The sequence below is a fragment of the Pseudomonas cerasi genome, assembly GCF_027983475.1.
Classification (GTDB): domain Bacteria; phylum Pseudomonadota; class Gammaproteobacteria; order Pseudomonadales; family Pseudomonadaceae; genus Aquipseudomonas; species Aquipseudomonas cerasi.
Map to the genome: position 1 here is coordinate 1,465,882 of NZ_JAQJVM010000002.1, position 15,492 is coordinate 1,481,373.

General features: G+C 60.1%; 17 protein-coding genes. 8 read left to right on the top strand and 9 right to left on the bottom strand.

Annotated features, from left to right (window positions below; genetic code table 11):
* Positions 1-9: 9 nt before the first annotated feature.
* Genes PI739_RS15760 through nrdR form a run of 3 tightly spaced genes read right to left on the bottom strand, consistent with a single transcriptional unit; the run spans position 10 to position 2,326 of the window.
* On the bottom strand, positions 10-672 hold the full coding sequence (locus tag PI739_RS15760; protein WP_003317049.1) for a riboflavin synthase: 663 nt from the start codon (positions 670-672) through the stop codon (positions 10-12).
* Positions 673-719: 47 nt separating this feature from the next.
* Entirely contained in the window at positions 720-1,820 is a 1,101-nt protein-coding gene (gene ribD, locus PI739_RS15765) for a bifunctional diaminohydroxyphosphoribosylaminopyrimidine deaminase/5-amino-6-(5-phosphoribosylamino)uracil reductase RibD (RefSeq protein WP_162492616.1), read from the bottom strand.
* Positions 1,821-1,861: 41 nt separating this feature from the next.
* On the bottom strand, positions 1,862-2,326 hold the full coding sequence (gene nrdR, locus PI739_RS15770; protein ID WP_003317051.1) for a transcriptional regulator NrdR: 465 nt from the start codon (positions 2,324-2,326) through the stop codon (positions 1,862-1,864).
* A 176-nt stretch (positions 2,327-2,502) separates the two neighbouring features.
* Here nrdR and PI739_RS15775 point away from each other — a divergent pair, with 176 nt between their 5' ends.
* From PI739_RS15775 to trxA, 3 genes are all read left to right on the top strand, one after another.
* The gene (locus PI739_RS15775; RefSeq protein ID WP_003368930.1) at positions 2,503-2,952 is read left to right on the top strand and encodes a hypothetical protein; all 450 of its coding nucleotides are present in this window, start codon (positions 2,503-2,505) and stop codon (positions 2,950-2,952) included.
* Entirely contained in the window at positions 2,949-3,602 is a 654-nt protein-coding gene (locus tag PI739_RS15780; RefSeq protein ID WP_054081932.1) for a class I SAM-dependent methyltransferase, read from the top strand. The genes PI739_RS15775 and PI739_RS15780 overlap by 4 nt, the downstream gene beginning before the upstream one ends.
* Positions 3,603-3,849: 247 nt before the next feature.
* Entirely contained in the window at positions 3,850-4,722 is an 873-nt protein-coding gene (gene trxA / locus PI739_RS15785) for a thioredoxin (protein ID WP_003431771.1), read from the top strand.
* Positions 4,723-4,776: 54 nt separating this feature from the next.
* On the opposite strand, the gene PI739_RS15790 is transcribed toward trxA, so the two are convergent.
* Together PI739_RS15790 and PI739_RS15795 are read right to left on the bottom strand one after the other, a co-directional pair.
* Entirely contained in the window at positions 4,777-5,130 is a 354-nt protein-coding gene (locus PI739_RS15790; RefSeq protein ID WP_003431772.1) for a hypothetical protein, read from the bottom strand.
* Between the two features lie 61 nt (positions 5,131-5,191).
* The gene (locus tag PI739_RS15795) at positions 5,192-5,614 is read right to left on the bottom strand and encodes a nuclear transport factor 2 family protein (RefSeq protein WP_003431775.1); all 423 of its coding nucleotides are present in this window, start codon (positions 5,612-5,614) and stop codon (positions 5,192-5,194) included.
* A 300-nt stretch (positions 5,615-5,914) separates the two neighbouring features.
* Between PI739_RS15795 and PI739_RS15800 the strand changes: the two genes are divergently transcribed.
* The 5 genes from PI739_RS15800 (at position 5,915) to PI739_RS15820 (ending at position 9,872) form a co-directional block, all read left to right on the top strand.
* The gene (locus PI739_RS15800; protein WP_003368941.1) at positions 5,915-6,502 is read left to right on the top strand and encodes a DUF2796 domain-containing protein; all 588 of its coding nucleotides are present in this window, start codon (positions 5,915-5,917) and stop codon (positions 6,500-6,502) included.
* A gap of 69 nt (positions 6,503-6,571) precedes the next feature.
* A complete protein-coding gene (locus PI739_RS15805) occupies positions 6,572-7,282 on the top strand; it encodes an ABC transporter ATP-binding protein (protein WP_003368944.1) in 711 nt (236 codons plus the stop codon).
* Between the two features lies 1 nt (position 7,283).
* Positions 7,284-8,549: an ABC transporter permease gene (locus PI739_RS15810; RefSeq protein ID WP_003368946.1), complete on the top strand. Its 1,266-nt coding sequence runs from the start codon at positions 7,284-7,286 to the stop codon at positions 8,547-8,549.
* Positions 8,550-8,557: 8 nt separating this feature from the next.
* Positions 8,558-9,082 carry a DUF3299 domain-containing protein gene (locus PI739_RS15815; protein ID WP_003431776.1) on the top strand — a complete coding sequence of 175 codons (525 nt, stop codon included), beginning with the start codon at positions 8,558-8,560 and terminating at the stop codon, positions 9,080-9,082.
* A 103-nt stretch (positions 9,083-9,185) separates the two neighbouring features.
* On the top strand, positions 9,186-9,872 hold the full coding sequence (locus PI739_RS15820; RefSeq protein WP_003368950.1) for an OmpW/AlkL family protein: 687 nt from the start codon (positions 9,186-9,188) through the stop codon (positions 9,870-9,872).
* A 275-nt stretch (positions 9,873-10,147) separates the two neighbouring features.
* Here the strand turns inward: PI739_RS15820 and PI739_RS15825 are convergent, their stop codons facing one another.
* The 4 genes from PI739_RS15825 to PI739_RS15840 form a co-directional block, all read right to left on the bottom strand.
* A complete protein-coding gene (locus PI739_RS15825) occupies positions 10,148-10,642 on the bottom strand; it encodes a hypothetical protein (protein WP_271352020.1) in 495 nt (164 codons plus the stop codon).
* A gap of 354 nt (positions 10,643-10,996) precedes the next feature.
* Positions 10,997-11,926: an NAD-dependent epimerase/dehydratase family protein gene (locus PI739_RS15830; RefSeq protein WP_271352021.1), complete on the bottom strand. Its 930-nt coding sequence runs from the start codon at positions 11,924-11,926 to the stop codon at positions 10,997-10,999.
* The gene (locus tag PI739_RS15835) at positions 11,919-12,803 is read right to left on the bottom strand and encodes a sugar nucleotide-binding protein (RefSeq protein WP_003431778.1); all 885 of its coding nucleotides are present in this window, start codon (positions 12,801-12,803) and stop codon (positions 11,919-11,921) included. Before PI739_RS15835 ends, PI739_RS15830 begins: the two co-directional genes overlap by 8 nt.
* A 153-nt stretch (positions 12,804-12,956) precedes the next feature.
* Positions 12,957-15,275, bottom strand: coding sequence for a mechanosensitive ion channel family protein (locus tag PI739_RS15840; protein ID WP_248672317.1), 2,319 nt, complete (start codon positions 15,273-15,275; stop codon positions 12,957-12,959).
* Positions 15,276-15,492: the final 217 nt, after the last annotated feature.

Here is a 15,492-nt window from a genome sequence, read left to right on the forward strand (position 1 = left end):
TCAATCAATTCAGGATTTGAGGTAGCCGTTCTCGGCCAGGAAGCTTTCGGTGATCGTGCCGTGGCCCGGCTCGGCGGCCTTGTCACCCAGCAGCAGGCGCTCCAGATAACGCGCCAGCAGGTCGACCTCCAGGTTGACCTTACGGCCGGGCTGGTAGTCGGCCATGATCGTTTCGCTCCAGGTATGAGGCACGATGGTCAGTTCGAACTCGGCGCCGTTGACCGAATTGACGGTCAGGCTGGTGCCGTCGACCGTAATCGAGCCTTTGTGGGCGATGTATTTGGCCAGTTCGCGTGGCGCACGCACCGTAAACTGAATGGCGCGGGCGTTGTCCGCACGGGCGACGATTTCGCCCACGCCGTCGACATGACCGCTGACCAGATGGCCGCCCAGACGCGTAGTCGGGGTCAGGGCCTTTTCCAGGTTGACCCGGCTGCCGCTCTTGAGGTCGACAAAGGCGGTGACGGTCAGGGTTTCCCGGCTGACATCAGCCCAGAAGCCATCACCGGGCAATTCGACGGCGGTCAGGCATACGCCATTCACGGCAATGCTGTCGCCGAGTTTGACGTCGGTCAGGTCAAGCTTGCCGGTTTCCACATAAACGCGGACGTCGCCGCCTTTCGGAGTCAGGGCGCGGATGCTGCCAATGGATTCGATAATGCCGGTAAACATGGGTCCTCCGGGAGAACAAGGGCTGCGCGCTAGGCGAAAGCCGGGAATTATACGCCGGGTGTGCGCACAGGGAGAGCGATGACTCGCCAGTCATTACCGACAGCACGCATTTCCACAATGTTCAGTTCAAGTGCCTCGCTCATCTGCGCCAGGGGCAGATCGAGCAGCGGGCGGGCCGATGAGCCGAGAAACTTGCCGGCGATGAAGAGCTGAAATTCGTCGACCAGCCCGAGACGCGCAAAAGCCCCCGCCAGTCGCGGACCGGCCTCGACCAATACTTCATTGACGCCACGCGCGGCGAGTTCGCCCATCAACCTGCGCAGGTCCACATGACCGGCGCTGTCGGCCAGAGCGAGCATTTCGTGGCCCTCTTCCTGATAGCGACCTCGCGCCGACGCAGCAGCACACGTCACGACCAGCGCACTGCCTGCCTGGAAGAACGGTGCATCGAGCGGCACACGCAAACGGCCGTCGATCAACACGCGCAACGGCGGGCGTGCAGCGGCCAGTGAGGTCAGTTCGGCATCGAGCCCCAATTCATCAGGGCGTACGGTGAGACGAGCCTTGTCGGCCAGCACCGTATCGGCGCCGCTCAGCACCACACTCGACTGCGCACGCAGACGCTGCACGGCAGAGCGCGCCTCGGGACCGGTGATCCACTGGCTTTCACCGCTGGCCATCGCCGTGCGGCCATCCAGGCTCATGGCCATCTTGACCCGCACGTACGGCAGGCCGGTTTCCATGCGCTTGAGAAAGCCTTTGTTCAGCGCTCGCGCTTCGCTTTCCAGCACACCACATTGAACGCCGATACCGGCATTCATGAGGCGCAACAGGCCACGGCCGGAGACTTCGGGATTGGGGTCCTGCATCGCAGCGACAACCCGCGCCACTCCGGCTTCGATCAGTGCATCGGCACAGGGCGGTGTGCGCCCCTGGTGACTGCACGGTTCGAGGGTGACGTAAGCGGTCGCGCCTCTGGCCAGCTCGCCAGCCTGGCGCAAGGCATGCACTTCGGCATGCGGCTCACCGGCCCGTACATGCCAGCCTTCGCCAACGATCCGGCCTTCACGCACGATCACGCAGCCGACTCGCGGGTTGGGATGTGTGGAGTACAGCCCCTTGCGCGCCAGCTCGAGTGCTCGCGCCATGTAATGAACGTCGAGAGCCGCCTGTTCAGTCAGCAATGCATTTATTCCTTGCCCGGCTCGCGGGCCAGACGATCGATTTCTTCACGGAATTCGTTGAGGTCCTGAAAGCGGCGGTACACGGAAGCGAAGCGGATGTAGGCCACTTCGTCGAGCTTCTGCAGCTCGGTCATGACCAGCTCACCCACCACCAGCGATTTGACTTCGCGTTCGCCGGTCGCGCGCAGCTTGTGTTTGATGTGAACCAGGGCCGCTTCAAGGCGTTCGACACTCACCGGACGCTTTTCGAGCGCGCGCTGCATACCGGCGCGCAGTTTTTCTTCATCGAAAGGCTGGCGGCTGCCGTCCTGCTTGATCAGACGCGGCAAGACCAGTTCGGCAGTTTCGAACGTAGTGAAGCGCTCGCCGCAGGCCAGGCACTCGCGTCGGCGGCGTACTTGCTCGCCTTCGGCGACGAGGCGGGAGTCGATGACTTTGGTGTCATTGGCACCGCAGAAGGGACAGTGCATGGTGGCTGGCAACGAAAGAATGGGGAGCGCCATGTTAGCGCATCCTGCCGGCAAGACAAGGCTGAGGGTTTACGGTATATAGACGCGCATTAAAGCGGTGTGAAATTGTCCGGGCTCGGTAATACTGCACGCTTGGCGTCACCCAGCCTTTCGAATTTTGCCTTGTGGAGCTCTTGATGACGTTACGCCCCGCTTTTCTACTCTGCTTCATCGGCTTGCTGGCCGCGTGCAGCAGCAATGACGCGCCGAAACCCGTTGCGCCGCCACCGGTCGCACCGTCGATCAAGCTGCCCGCCGGTCCAGGGCCGTTACAGCCGTACCAGCGAGAAATCAGCGGGCAGTTGCTGGGCGTACCGGCCGGCGCCGAGGTCGAGCTGGCGATGCTGGTCATCGACGAACGCGGACGTCCGCAGAAGCTGCTGACCAACACCCTGCTCAAGGGTAACGGTCAATCATTGCCGTTCCAGCTGCGCTTCAACCCGGAAGCCTTTCCGGTCGGCGGACGCGTCGAGTTGCGTGGCCGTGCCAGTCAGTCCGGGCAGTTGATTCTGCATCTGCCGTCGATGCGCATCGATCAGCCGGTGACTCAGGCCCTGGGGCAGTTGCAGTTCGTCAAGGCGCCATGATCGCTCCGCAACATCTGCAACACGCGCTGAGCGAACTGCTTGGCGACGCCCGGCTGGCAATTACTTCGCTGCCGGGCACAGATCTGAAGCTGTGGCTGATCGACGATGCCAACATGGACCGCGCCTTCAGCCCGGATGAAACGCGGCGCATTCTGGAAGATCCACCGTACTGGTGCTTTTGCTGGGCCAGCGGCCTGGCTCTGGCACGCTTTCTGGCTGAAAACCCGCACTGGGTGGCCGGCAAGCGGGTACTGGATTTCGGTGCGGGCTCGGGTGTGGCGGGCATTGCCGCGCTCAAGGCAGGGGCGCTTGAGGTAGTGGCCTGTGATCTCGACCCACTGGCGCTCGCTGCCTGCCGGGCCAATGCCGAACTCAATCAGGTGTCATTGAGCTACTCGACGGATTTCTTTGCCGAGGCGGACCGCTTCGATCTGATTCTGGTCGCCGACGTGCTCTACGACCGCGCCAACCTGCCGCTGCTGGATCATTTTCTCTCCCGAGGCCGCGTGGCACTGGTGGCCGATTCCCGCGTGCGCGACTTCAGGCACACTGCCTACCAGCGTCTGACGATGCTGCATGCGCACACCCTGCCGGACCTGGCCGAACCGCACGAGTTTCGCGACGTGAGCCTCTATCACGCGGCGCGGTGAGCGTTCAGCCAGACGGTCTCTGCAGGAGCGAACTTGTTCGCGAAGACGGTCGTTCAAACGATAAATCCCTTGGAGCTCTCCACCCCTTTCACGAACAAGCGAGGCGTCGCCCGGCTCGCTCCCGCGGCCTTCGGCCAGCATCAGGAGCAATGAGTGCGGGAACGATCATGTCCAATAGACGACGCCGCTTTCAGCATTGTCCTGCGGGCTTTATAGTTGGCAGCATTCAGATTCTTCGAGACGTGCAATGAGCCAGGAAACTGCTTACATTTTCGACGCAACCGCCGCGAACTTCGATCAACTGGTGATCGACAAGTCCTTCGACCAGCCCGTGCTCGTCGATTTCTGGGCCGAGTGGTGTGCGCCCTGCAAGGTCTTGATGCCCCTGCTGCAGCAAATCACCGAGAGTTATCAGGGCGAGTTGCTGCTGGCCAAGGTCAATTGCGACATCGAGCAGGACATCGTGGCGCGCTTCGGTATTCGCAGCCTGCCTACCGTGGTGCTGTTCAAGGACGGCCAGCCGGTGGATGGCTTTGCCGGTGCACAGCCCGAGTCGGAAATCCGCAAGATCCTCGAACAACACGTAGTCATGCCGCCACCGCCAGCCGCCGACCCGCTCAAGCAGGCACAGACGCTGTTTGCGGAAAGTCGTTTCGCCGAAGCCGAAGCACAGCTCAAGGTGCTGTTGGGCGAAGACAACACCAATGGCGCCGCGCTGATTCTGTATGCGCGCTGCCTGGCCGAACGTGGCGAACTGAGCGAAGCCAAGGCCGTGCTGGATGCGGTCACCGGTGATGCACACAAGGCAGAACTGGCAGGTGCCAAGGCCCAGCTGACGTTCCTCGCGCAAGCGGCGACCCTGCCGGACGCCGCCGAACTGAAAAGCCGTCTTGCACAAAACCCTCAAGACGATGAAGCGGCACTGCAACTGGCGATTCAGCAGTTGTCGCGTCAACAGTACGAAGCTGCGCTCGAGGGCCTGCTCAAGCTGTTCATCCGCAATCGCAATTACGCCGAGGGCCTGCCGCACAAGACGCTGCTGCAAGTATTCGACCTGCTGGGCAACGACCATCCGCTGGTCACGGCGTACCGTCGCAAGCTGTTTGCCGCGCTGTACTAATGTACAAAGCAACAGGCACCGCTCGGGTGCCTGTTGTTGCCGAGCACAGTCAGGTCATGTCGCTTCGACCCAACTGTACAGCGGCGCATCTCCGCCGCTCTCGACTTTCACGTTCGCCGAGTGGCGCAAGCGCACCAGTAGATGCTTGCCCGCTGCGGTGCTGCCCGCCAACCCTTCCAGTTGCCCCAACAGATCCGGCCCACTCATCTGCCCGGCCTTGTACAGCAATTCCTGAGCGACTTGCCAGAGCCTGTCGTCCTGATTGAGCGGCTTGTTTTCGGCCACGGCGGCGGGTACCTCCGGGGCGGTTGTCTTGAGCTGCGCGCCCAGTTGCGCCCAGTCCCCGTCGTCCAGTTCAAGGGTCAAATCCACCGGCCATTGGCCTACGGTTCCACGAATACGCAACATGATGTGCACCTGCTGACAGTCAGGCGTACATGCTCCCACAGGCTGACGCGCATTCCCATGATCAACCGTAACGCCACGGGTTGAGGACCGGTTCCTTGCCGTTCATGAAATTGCCAAGCGCCCGCACGTCGTAGACGTTTTCCCAGTACTCGATAATTCGGCCATCGCGAAACCGCCACAGGCCGCAAAACGGCATGATGATTTTCCGGCCCCCGCAGCTGGCGCGCATCTCGCCCAGCACCGAGCCGAAGTGATCGTTGGCGACGATGTCGTGGACATCCATGTACAGGGTCTGATGCGTCCGTCTGATCAGATTGATCTGGTGGGAAAGTACTGCCTCCCGGCCGATGGCTATGGACAACCCACCGCCAGCGCCTTGATCCGCCTTGTGCAGCACGATGTCAGCGTCGGCGAATTCGGTGATACGTTCCATATCCTTGTACACAGCACGCAGGACTTCCCTGTTCGAATGGAGCTTGTTCATGAGTATCTTCCCTGATGTCGCACTCGGCCCAGGTCGAGCGCAGGCCCTGGCTGGGATGAAAACCTTCCTGCGCATCCGGCGCAGGTGTAGCGATTTTCATCTTCCAGAGTAGGACTTGATGACGCCAAGTGTGAGACTACTTAGGCATAAGCCTCTGACCGGGTATTCCCGATAAGACCGTCAATAGCGCTTTGCTGAAGTTCGGTCTTCCGGCGCCTGGATAAAAACACGTCCACGCAGGTCGCCACTTGTTATAAGATCACATAACAGTTTTTTCCGATTATTGTTCTGGAGCCCGCTATGCGCCGTCTGCTACTCGCCCTGCCTTTCGCCCTGTTACCACTCGTTGCTGCGCACGCTGCCGAAGAACACGACCACGATCATGGCGATGAACATGGCAGCCTGGGTGCGCACGAGCACGGCGTAGGACGCCTGGATGTGGTGCTGGAAGGCAAGACGCTGGAGTTCGAATTTGACAGCCCGGCCATGAACATCGTCGGTTTCGAGCACGTTGCGACCTCGGATGAAGACAAGGCCAAAGTCGCCAAGGCCCGCGAGTTGCTGCTCAAGCCCAACGCCTTGTTCAGCATTGCCGATGCCGCCAATTGCTCGGCCACTTCGGTGAAGCTGGAAAGCCCGCTGTTTGGCGACAAGGATGACGATCACGATGAACACGCCAAGGACGGCGAAGCCGATCATCATGAGCACAGCGAAATTCACGGTCACTACAAGTTCGTCTGTGACGCACCGGCCATTCTGAAGAAGCTCGACCTGTCGCAAATCTTCATAACCTTTCCCGACACCAAGAAGCTTCAGGTACAACTGATTTCGCCAGGTGGCCAGTCAGGCGCAGAAGTGATCGCAGCCAACCCGACGCTGAAATTCTGATCGCACCCTGCGGTACAACGACCGGGCCTGGCCCGGTCTTTTAATTTCCAACCGAGCGTGAGTCAGCCCATGACCCAAGCACTGATCGAACTGTCGGACCTGCGCTTCAACTGGCCCGGCCATCCGCAACTGCTGGACATCCCCGAATTCCGTCTGCAAAGCGGCGAAACCCTGTTCCTCAAAGGCCCCAGCGGTAGCGGCAAAACCACATTGCTGGGCCTGCTGGGCGGTGTGCAAAAACCGGTCAGCGGCAGCATTCGCCTGTTGAACCAGGAACTGTCGGCCCTCTCTTCGGCCGCGCGTGATCGCTTTCGCGTCGATCACACTGGCTACATCTTCCAGCAGTTCAATCTGCTGCCGTTTTTATCGGTGCGGGAAAACATCGAACTGCCCTGCCACTTTTCCAGCGTGCGTGCCGAACGTGCCAGACAACGCCACGGCAGCGTCGAGAAAGCCACCACCACCCTGCTCGCCCACCTGGGCCTGAAAGACCCTGCGATGCTGGCACGCCGCGCCGACTCGCTGTCCATCGGCCAACAGCAGCGTGTTGCTGCCGCCCGGGCGCTGATCGGTCAACCGGAGCTGGTGATTGCCGACGAACCTACGTCTGCGCTGGACGCAGACTCGCGCGAGGCGTTCATTCGCCTGTTGTTCGCCGAGTGCCGCGAGGCCGGGGCCAGCCTGCTGTTCGTCAGTCATGACCAGAGCCTGGCACCGCTGTTTGATCGCAATCTGTCGCTGAGCGACCTGAATCGCGCCGCCGTCGCCGTGGAGATTTGAGATGTATCTGTTTCGTCTGGCCATGGCCAGCCTGGCCAATCGCCGTTTCACCGCGTTCCTCACAGCCTTCGCCATTGCCCTGTCGGTTTGCCTGTTACTGGCCGTCGAGCGGGTACGCACCGAAGCGCGCTCCAGCTTCGCCAGCACCATCAGCGGCACCGACCTGATCGTCGGTGCGCGCTCCGGCTCGATCAACCTGTTGCTGTACTCGGTGTTCCGCATCGGTAATGCCACCAACAACATTCGCTGGGACAGCTTCGAGCACTTCGCCAACAGCAAGCAGGTCAAGTGGGCGATCCCGGTTTCGCTGGGCGACTCCCATCGTGGCTACCGGGTGATGGGCACCAGTGAAGCGTATTTCGAGCATTATCAGTTCGGTCGCCAACAGCACCTGGAGATGGCCGAAGGACGCGAGTTCAAGACCGATCCCTTTGAAGTGGTGCTGGGTTCGGAGGTCGCCAAGGCGCTGCATTACAAGCTGGGCGACAAGCTGGTCCTGGCGCACGGTGTCGCCGCGATCAGTCTGGTCAAGCATGACGACAAACCGTTCACCGTGGTCGGCATCCTCAAGCCGACCGGTACGCCGGTGGACCGCACGCTGCATATCAGTCTGGGCGGCATGGAGGCCATTCATATCGACTGGCACAACGGCGCCCCGGCACGCGGCAACGAGCGCATCTCAGCCGATCAGGCGCGCAATATGGACCTGACGCCGACTGCGATCACTGCCTTCATGCTGGGCTTGAACAGCAAGATTTCCACCTTCAGCCTGCAACGCGAGATCAACGAATACCGTGGTGAGCCGATGCTGGCGATTCTGCCCGGCGTGGCCCTGCAGGAGCTGTGGAGCCTGATGGGCACTGCGGAAAAGGCGCTGTTCGTGATTTCGCTGTTCGTGGTACTGACCGGGCTGATCGGCATGCTGACCGCAATTCTTACCAGCCTCAATGAACGGCGCCGGGAAATGGCCATCCTGCGCTCGGTCGGCGCGCGTCCCTGGCATATCGCAAGTCTGCTTATACTCGAAGCCTTCGCCCTGGCGCTGGCGGGTGTCATCAGTGGCCTTGCGCTGCTCTATATCGGCATCTTCGTGGCCCGCGACTACGTGCTCGACAACTACGGTCTGTACCTGTCGTCTATGCCACCTGGCCAATATGAATGGACATTACTCGGTGCCATTCTCGGCTGCGCGCTGTTGATGGGAACCGTGCCAGCCTGGCGAGCCTACAGGCAGTCACTGGCCGATGGACTGTCGATTCGTTTATGAGGACCTTCATGATGCGGCGCATGCTACTCACTCTGCTGTTCTCGGTTACCACTCAAGTGTGGGCCGCCGAGCCGCGTGAGCTGACCTGGAATGACATGATTCCACCCGATGCACCTGTGGTGAAGCCGGTAACGACTCCGCTTCACGATATGTCCAAGCTGTCCGATGCACTGGCCATGGAGGCAGCGCCTGCGGCTCACCAACTGGCGCCGCATGCGCCGGTGGTCAAGGCACTGGACGGCAAACTGGTGCGTTTACCGGGCTACATCGTGCCGCTCGAGGTCAGTGAGGAAGGCCGGGTGACGGAGTTTTTGCTGGTGCCGTATTTCGGCGCCTGCATCCATGTGCCGCCGCCACCGGCGAACCAGATCGTGCATGTCACGAGCGAGCTGGGTGTGAAGGTCGATGAGCTGTATCAGCCGTACTGGATCGAAGGACCGATGCAGGCCAAGTCGTCTTCCAGCGAACTGGCAGAAGCGGGTTATCAGATGCAGGCAGACAAGATTCTTGTCTACGAGTTGCCGGATTCATAAGGATCACGAGGTTCCCAGCGATTTCATTGAGCTGAGTCAAAGTCGCCGCTCGACAGCGCTTTAACATTACGCCCATAAATTTTGACTGATCTCTGGAGCCTCCATGCACAAGCATCTGCTACGCGCGTCCCTTGTCGCGCTTGCCCTCACCGCCCCGGTCGCGGCACACGCCTACGAGCCTGGCGACTTCATCGTTCGCGCCGGTGTCGCGCACGTTCAGCCCAATGAAGACAGCGGCGAAGTGCGCCTCGACGGCACCAAGGTTTCCGGCACCAAAGCGACTGTCGACGGCGAAAACCAGCTGGGCCTGACCTTCGCCTACATGCTGACCCAGCACGTCGGCATCGAGCTGCTGGCCGCCACACCGTTCAGCCACACTGTGTCGGTCAAAGGCCTCGGGCCTGGCCTGGATGGCAAGCTGGCCGATATCAAACAACTGCCGCCGACGCTGTCGTTGCAGTACTACCCGATGGAACCGTCGTCGAAATTCCAGCCGTACGCTGGCGTGGGCATCAACTACACCACGTTCTTCGATACCGACCTGACCGGCAACCGCAAGGATCAGGGCTTCAGCAACCTCAAGCTCAAGGACTCGGTCGGCCTGGCCGCACAGCTGGGCATGGATTACATGATCACCGACAACGTACTGCTCAACGCCTCGGTCTGGTACGTCGACATCGATACCAAAGCAACCGTGGACGGCCCGTCAGCCCTGGCCGTCGGCAAGACCAAGGTCGACGTGGACATTGACCCGTGGGTGTACATGGTGGGTGTGGGTTACAAGTTCTGACCTGAACGTCTTAAGCGCCACAAGCACAAAGGCACCCTTATTGGGTGCCTTTGTTTTTACGGGAGCTGCTGACGCTCGTGCCAGTGCACCACGCTTGTCGGTTCTCAACAGTTCGCGGATGAGCAGAGCATCTTTCGATCCGCTCTTCCCCCCAAGTGGTGAAGCTGTATCAAAGAAACTCAAGCCCTGTTCAAGTTGCCTCTTTGCACCTCGAAAAACTGCCTTGAGGAGGTAAAATGGCCAGACTCTTGAACGTCTTTTCGGGCCGAAGCTTATTATGCCTGCTCGACAGTATCCTCAATTCTGAATACGCCATCACCGACATAGGTGATCGCCAGCGGCTTATCATCGTCAATTCCCTCTGGCAATTTCAGGTGGTAATTAGCCGTCAGGAACTGCTCCGGAATCATCGGCTCAACTATGCCCGAGGAACGAAGAAAGGTGCTGATGCCGTACACCAGCACACCTACGGAAGCGATAGGACCGGGGTAAAGTTGAAGAAACTGAAGAAACGTTAGCCCGGTCAGATAGTCGATACGAACAGTGCCAGGGCCAAATATGATAAAAGCGCCCCCAACTACAAACAGCAGCAACCCAATAAGACTCAAGAGGAGTGACGTCAAAATGACCGGTGCGCTATCGGTTTCCTTTTCAGTAGAGAGATAAGCCAAATATGCTTCAATAAAGCCCGGTACTGCGACCTCTCCCGGCACTTGGTGCACGTTGATCTCGCCGAGATTTTCTACCTCTAGTTCATCTTCGTCTTGCATGCCATGCGTCCTTCATAAGAATGACGATGGATACTAGAAGCCATTGAAATTACTGAACACCTTAAAATCATCAATTACAAAAAATGCAGAATGCTCCTACATATTCGGAAGCTAAATCCTGCGCAACCAGCCAATAGATCTCACACCAGCGTTGGGCCGCAGGCAATTGGTAGCTGACACCATTTGCCGAAACAGGCAGTAAAACCCGTGCAGACGGTGCATCGGTGTAACCGAGGCCGCATATTCCAAAGCCTCAGTCCATCGCAGTCGTCATAGCCTCCCATGCTCTGGTGCATAAGCACCTTCTTCAGGGCTGATTGAGGCACGGATAACGACAAGCACTTAGCGCGGGACTCACTGTCCCATCAACAACTCAAGCCCACGCACCAGTGGCGTTGGCTCGTCGATGGTGAAGTGCTCCAGCAAGCGCTGGTTGCTCGCGCGGGAATGCTTGATGTCGCCCGAGCGCGGTGCCTGATAGCTGACTTCCGGCTGTTTGCCGACCACTTGCGAGAGTGCCGACAGCAACTCATTGAGCGACGTGGTCTTGTTCAGGCCGACGTTGATCGCGCCTTCGATGGCGCTGTCTCGTGACAGAGCCTGCAGCAGCAGCTTGAGCAGATCGCCCACGTAGTAGAAATCCCGCGTCTGCTCACCATCGCCAAACACACTGATCGGCAGGCCTTTGCGGATACGCTCGGCAAAGATGCTGATCACGCCGGAGTACGGCGACGATGGGTCCTGGCGTGGCCCGAAAATGTTGAAGAAGCGGAAGATCACCGGTTCCAGGCCATGCTGGCGACGGTAGAAATCCAGGTAGTGCTCGCTGGCCAGCTTGTCCGAGGCGTAAGGGGTCAGCGGTGCCTTGGTGGTGTCCTCGGTGATCGCTTCGCCCTCACCGTTGTTGCCGTACACCGCCGCGCTGGAAGCAAAGATCACCCGTTTGATGCCCGCTTCGCGCATGGCCTCGCAGACATTCAACGTGCCGATGAAGTTGCTCTGGTGGGTGCGCACCGGGTCGTCTACCGACGCCTGCACCGAGGCCACTGCCGCCAGGTGCACGACGGCCTTGCAACCCTGCGCCGCGCGCTTGACCAGGTCGGCATCGGCCACGTCCCCTTCGATCAGTTCGACCCGCGGGTTGTTGAGCGGCAAATTGTTGCGCTTGCCTGCCGAGAGGTTGTCGAGGATACGCACGGCCTGCCCACTGGCAAGCAATGCGTCGGTCAGGTGCGAGCCAATAAAACCCGCACCTCCAGTGATCAAAACAGGAGCGTCAGACATGTCGATAATACCGATCCAGCAGGCTTGGCAGACCGGCCCGCCAGGCGCGGGGCTTTATGCCGAAAGTGTGGAGAATTTTCTTGCAGGCCAGTACCGCGTGCTGCGGTTCTTCGCCTGCATCGGGGCGCGCGGCGTGGGCCTGCGCAGTGGGCGATTCGATAGCCAGCGCGTGCAGCAGACGCGCTTCGGTGAGCACTGCCTGCCCCAGCGCCAGCGGCGTGGTCGCCTCGTGTCCGGCGTAGTGGTAGGTGCCCCACAGCGGCGCTTCGCAATCGAGTTGCTTGATGACCGAAATGATCACCCGCGCCGCATCGTCGACCGGCGTCGGGTTGCCGCGACGATCGTCGGCGAGCAGCAGCTCTCCGGGTTCTTTCGCACGCGAGAGAAAGCGGCCCAGCACACCATCGGTGCTGTCATCCAGCAGCCAGCCGAAACGCACCAGCACATGTTGCGGGCAGGTCGCACGAACACTTTGCTCGATACGCCACAGGGCCTGACCGCGCAGGCCCAGAGGTACAGGCTCGTCTTTTTCGCTGTAGGCCGTCGCGCGGGAACCATCGAACACACGATAGCTGGACGGCTGAACCAGCGTGATGTTGTGGTGCTGACAGAGTTCGGCAAGACGCTCGACAGAGCGCTCCTGATGAGTCAGGCGCGCTTCACTCACGGTCTCCGCCTGAAACCAGTCGAAGTAGTAAGCAAGGTTGATCAGGGCATCGGGACGGGTGTCATCAAGCAGTTGCGTAAGGCTCGCCACGTCCCAGCCGTCTTGCGGTGGACGTGGTGCGAGGAAACCAATGTCTTCCTCGGCACCCAGACGAATCAGCGCCTGCCCGAGGGCATTCCCGCCGCCCAACAGCATAAGGCGCATTCGCATAGAGTCAGCAGGCTCGGTATCAGATAATCAAACGAACAATTGAAAAACGCCTGCAAACATAACACGTTGCCTGCCAACCCCCAACAGTTGCGCAGCCTGGCGGGTTAATGACGCCGCGACAAAGCGTTGCAGCGTCCGCGCATGTCGGTTGAGTTACTGAGCTGCCGGGCCCGGCGTGCTGTTGCCCTTGGACAGACTGAGCGGCGCGGGCGCAGGCGCAGAAGGTGTCGCCATGGCAGGGTCCGAGGGCGCGGGTGGCCCTTCGGCTTCGACGCCAGCCTGCGGATTATTGAAGCCCGGCCCCATGACCATCTGTGGATAAGTCTGCGCAAAGCGTACGCTCGGATTCTTGTCCACAAGCCGCTTGAGACGCTCGTTGAACGCACGTCCCACCGCGTACTGACCGCCCGAAGAGGTACGAAATTGCGCGGTCAGCACCACGCCGTTGAGGTCCATGCGGTCGACGCCGAAGACCTCCAGCGGTCCCTGCAGGTTGTGCTTGAGCAGGATGTCTTCGCTGATCGACTGGCCGGTCTCGCGGATCAGCGCCAGTGCGTCATCGATGTCCGAGTCGTAGGTGAACTGCACCGAGAAGAACGCATAAGCGAATTGCCGCGACTGGTTGGTAACGGCCTTGATCTGCCCGAACGGCACCGAGTGCACGAACCCCTTGCCGTCACGCAGGCGCACGGTGCGAATGGTCAGGCTTTCCACCGACCCGGAATGGCCGGTGCTCAGCACCACCCAGTCGCCCACCGAAAAGGTGTCCTCGATGATGATGAACAGGCCGGTGATCACGTCCTGCACCAGTTGCTGCGAACCGAAACCGATGGCCAGACCGACGACCCCGGCACCCGCCAGCAGTGGTGCCACGTTGATGCCCAGGTTGGCCATGGTGGTGATCGCACAGATCACTACCAGAATGATTTTTACCGCATTACGCAGCAGCGGCAGAATAGTTTTGACCCGAGTGCTTGGCTGGCGACCGCTGCGATGATTGACCGGCGGTTTCAGGGCTTCCTGAATGGCGGTGTCGAGCACCACCCACAATAGCCAGGTGACGACGAAGATCAGACCGATGCTGCTCAGTGAATCACTGATCACCCGGCCAAGGGTGTTGCGCTGGGCAAACTCGAACATCGAGAAGCCCCAGATACGGCCCAGGATCTCGATGAACCCGATGGCCAGCGCGATACGCAGCACCGCATACACCAGGCTCAACAGACGCGCCTTGTACACATGCCCGCCGCGACCCAGGGTCTCGGTCGGTTTGAACAGGTGCTGGAACACGGTGCTGAGGAACACCGTGGCAATCAGCAGAATGGTGGTGAACAACGCACAACGCAGCGCTTGCTGACTGTCCTCACCGGCACCGATGAGGTTGATCGCCGAGACCAGAATCATCAGCAGGATCGGCAGGTGCCACAGCTTGGAGAATATCTTCAACGACTGTTGCAGCGCGGGCCGTTGCAGGCGACTGCTCAATGAGCGGTTACGGATCAGGTGGGCCACCGGGCGACGCACCTTGATGATCAGCATGCAGAACACCACCGAGGCGAACAGCCCGGTAAACACCGCAACACTGGTGGTGACGTTACTGCCCAACTGGCGGGCGATCTGCGGACTGGTCAGCGCGTCACTCAGCGCCGCGAGGAAGCCGACCACGAACAATGGCCTTGGCGCGTAGCGGCGAATCATGCGCACGGCGGCACGCTTGTGGCCGAAATTGAACATCACGATCACGCAGAGCAGCACCGAAGTCGAGACGATGCCGCTGCTGGTTGCATACGCGAAACACAGTGCCAGCGCACGGCCTACCGAAGACGGCATGAAATGGCTGACGTAAAGGGTTAACGGCAGGCAGACGATGGCTGGCAGGGTAAATGGCAACACGTACTTGAGCAGCGCCTGACTGCGTGCGCGCACCCGCATGAACGGTGTGCAGCACAAGCGTACGGCGAGAAAACGACCCAGCGTGGTCAGAACCGCAAACGATGCGATCCATACAAAAGACAGGGCGAGGAAGTCCCCGGCGACGCTCCATGGAGAACGTGTAGTGCGTTTGTTGACCAGCTTTTCCAGCTCGTCGGCGGCACGATCGGCACGCAGTTGCCAGGCGTCGAACAGGTTGTCATCCAGATTGAGCTTTTCCTGGACGTCATCGATGCTGGTACTGATGGCACCGAGCAACCCGCCCTGCACAAGCAACTCGGGAGCCTCGGCCGCAGGCTCTGCACCATCAGCCGGTTTCGCATCGGCCTTGTCCTTGTCCGCCGCCTTGTCATCCACTTTCGCGGCAGGTTTGTCAGCAGCCTTGGGGTCGGCTTTGGGGTCAGCCTTTTCAGCGGCCTTGTCGTCTGCCGGCACCGCGGCGCCCATCGGTAATGCAGGTACATCAGCCGCCTGGAGATTGAAACTGCCTGCGAATAACAGCAGACCCGAAAGGATCAAGATTTTCAGCTGAGACGCCACGCAGTTCTCTCCTTCAATGGGCAAGTCAAACCATGGACAGGGCAAGGCAAGCCTCGACCCCAATGAACTGATTCCCGTATGCGCGGCAAGTTCGGTTTCGGCAGGGAAATACGATGAGGCAATGTTTCAGAAAACCGCGGTTGGGCAGTACGCTCAGTCTTCTCGACTGAACTATGCAAAACCCTCACTGCCGGAATTATCGGGAGCTGCCGAAAGC

Excerpts from the sequence above, each read along its gene's own strand:
- PI739_RS15760 (WP_003317049.1), bottom strand. The coding sequence starts at position 672 with ATGTTTACCGGCATTATCGAATCCATTGGCAGCATCCGCGCCCTGACT.
- ribD (WP_162492616.1), bottom strand. The coding sequence starts at position 1,820 with ATGGCGCGAGCACTCGAGCTGGCGCGCAAGGGGCTGTACTCCACACAT.
- nrdR (WP_003317051.1), bottom strand. The coding sequence starts at position 2,326 with ATGCACTGTCCCTTCTGCGGTGCCAATGACACCAAAGTCATCGACTCC.
- PI739_RS15775 (WP_003368930.1), top strand. The coding sequence starts at position 2,503 with ATGACGTTACGCCCCGCTTTTCTACTCTGCTTCATCGGCTTGCTGGCC.
- PI739_RS15780 (WP_054081932.1), top strand. The coding sequence starts at position 2,949 with ATGATCGCTCCGCAACATCTGCAACACGCGCTGAGCGAACTGCTTGGC.
- trxA (WP_003431771.1), top strand. The coding sequence starts at position 3,850 with ATGAGCCAGGAAACTGCTTACATTTTCGACGCAACCGCCGCGAACTTC.
- PI739_RS15790 (WP_003431772.1), bottom strand. The coding sequence starts at position 5,130 with ATGTTGCGTATTCGTGGAACCGTAGGCCAATGGCCGGTGGATTTGACC.
- PI739_RS15795 (WP_003431775.1), bottom strand. The coding sequence starts at position 5,614 with ATGAACAAGCTCCATTCGAACAGGGAAGTCCTGCGTGCTGTGTACAAG.
- PI739_RS15800 (WP_003368941.1), top strand. The coding sequence starts at position 5,915 with ATGCGCCGTCTGCTACTCGCCCTGCCTTTCGCCCTGTTACCACTCGTT.
- PI739_RS15805 (WP_003368944.1), top strand. The coding sequence starts at position 6,572 with ATGACCCAAGCACTGATCGAACTGTCGGACCTGCGCTTCAACTGGCCC.
- PI739_RS15810 (WP_003368946.1), top strand. The coding sequence starts at position 7,284 with ATGTATCTGTTTCGTCTGGCCATGGCCAGCCTGGCCAATCGCCGTTTC.
- PI739_RS15815 (WP_003431776.1), top strand. The coding sequence starts at position 8,558 with ATGATGCGGCGCATGCTACTCACTCTGCTGTTCTCGGTTACCACTCAA.
- PI739_RS15820 (WP_003368950.1), top strand. The coding sequence starts at position 9,186 with ATGCACAAGCATCTGCTACGCGCGTCCCTTGTCGCGCTTGCCCTCACC.
- PI739_RS15825 (WP_271352020.1), bottom strand. The coding sequence starts at position 10,642 with ATGCAAGACGAAGATGAACTAGAGGTAGAAAATCTCGGCGAGATCAAC.
- PI739_RS15830 (WP_271352021.1), bottom strand. The coding sequence starts at position 11,926 with ATGTCTGACGCTCCTGTTTTGATCACTGGAGGTGCGGGTTTTATTGGC.
- PI739_RS15835 (WP_003431778.1), bottom strand. The coding sequence starts at position 12,803 with ATGCGAATGCGCCTTATGCTGTTGGGCGGCGGGAATGCCCTCGGGCAG.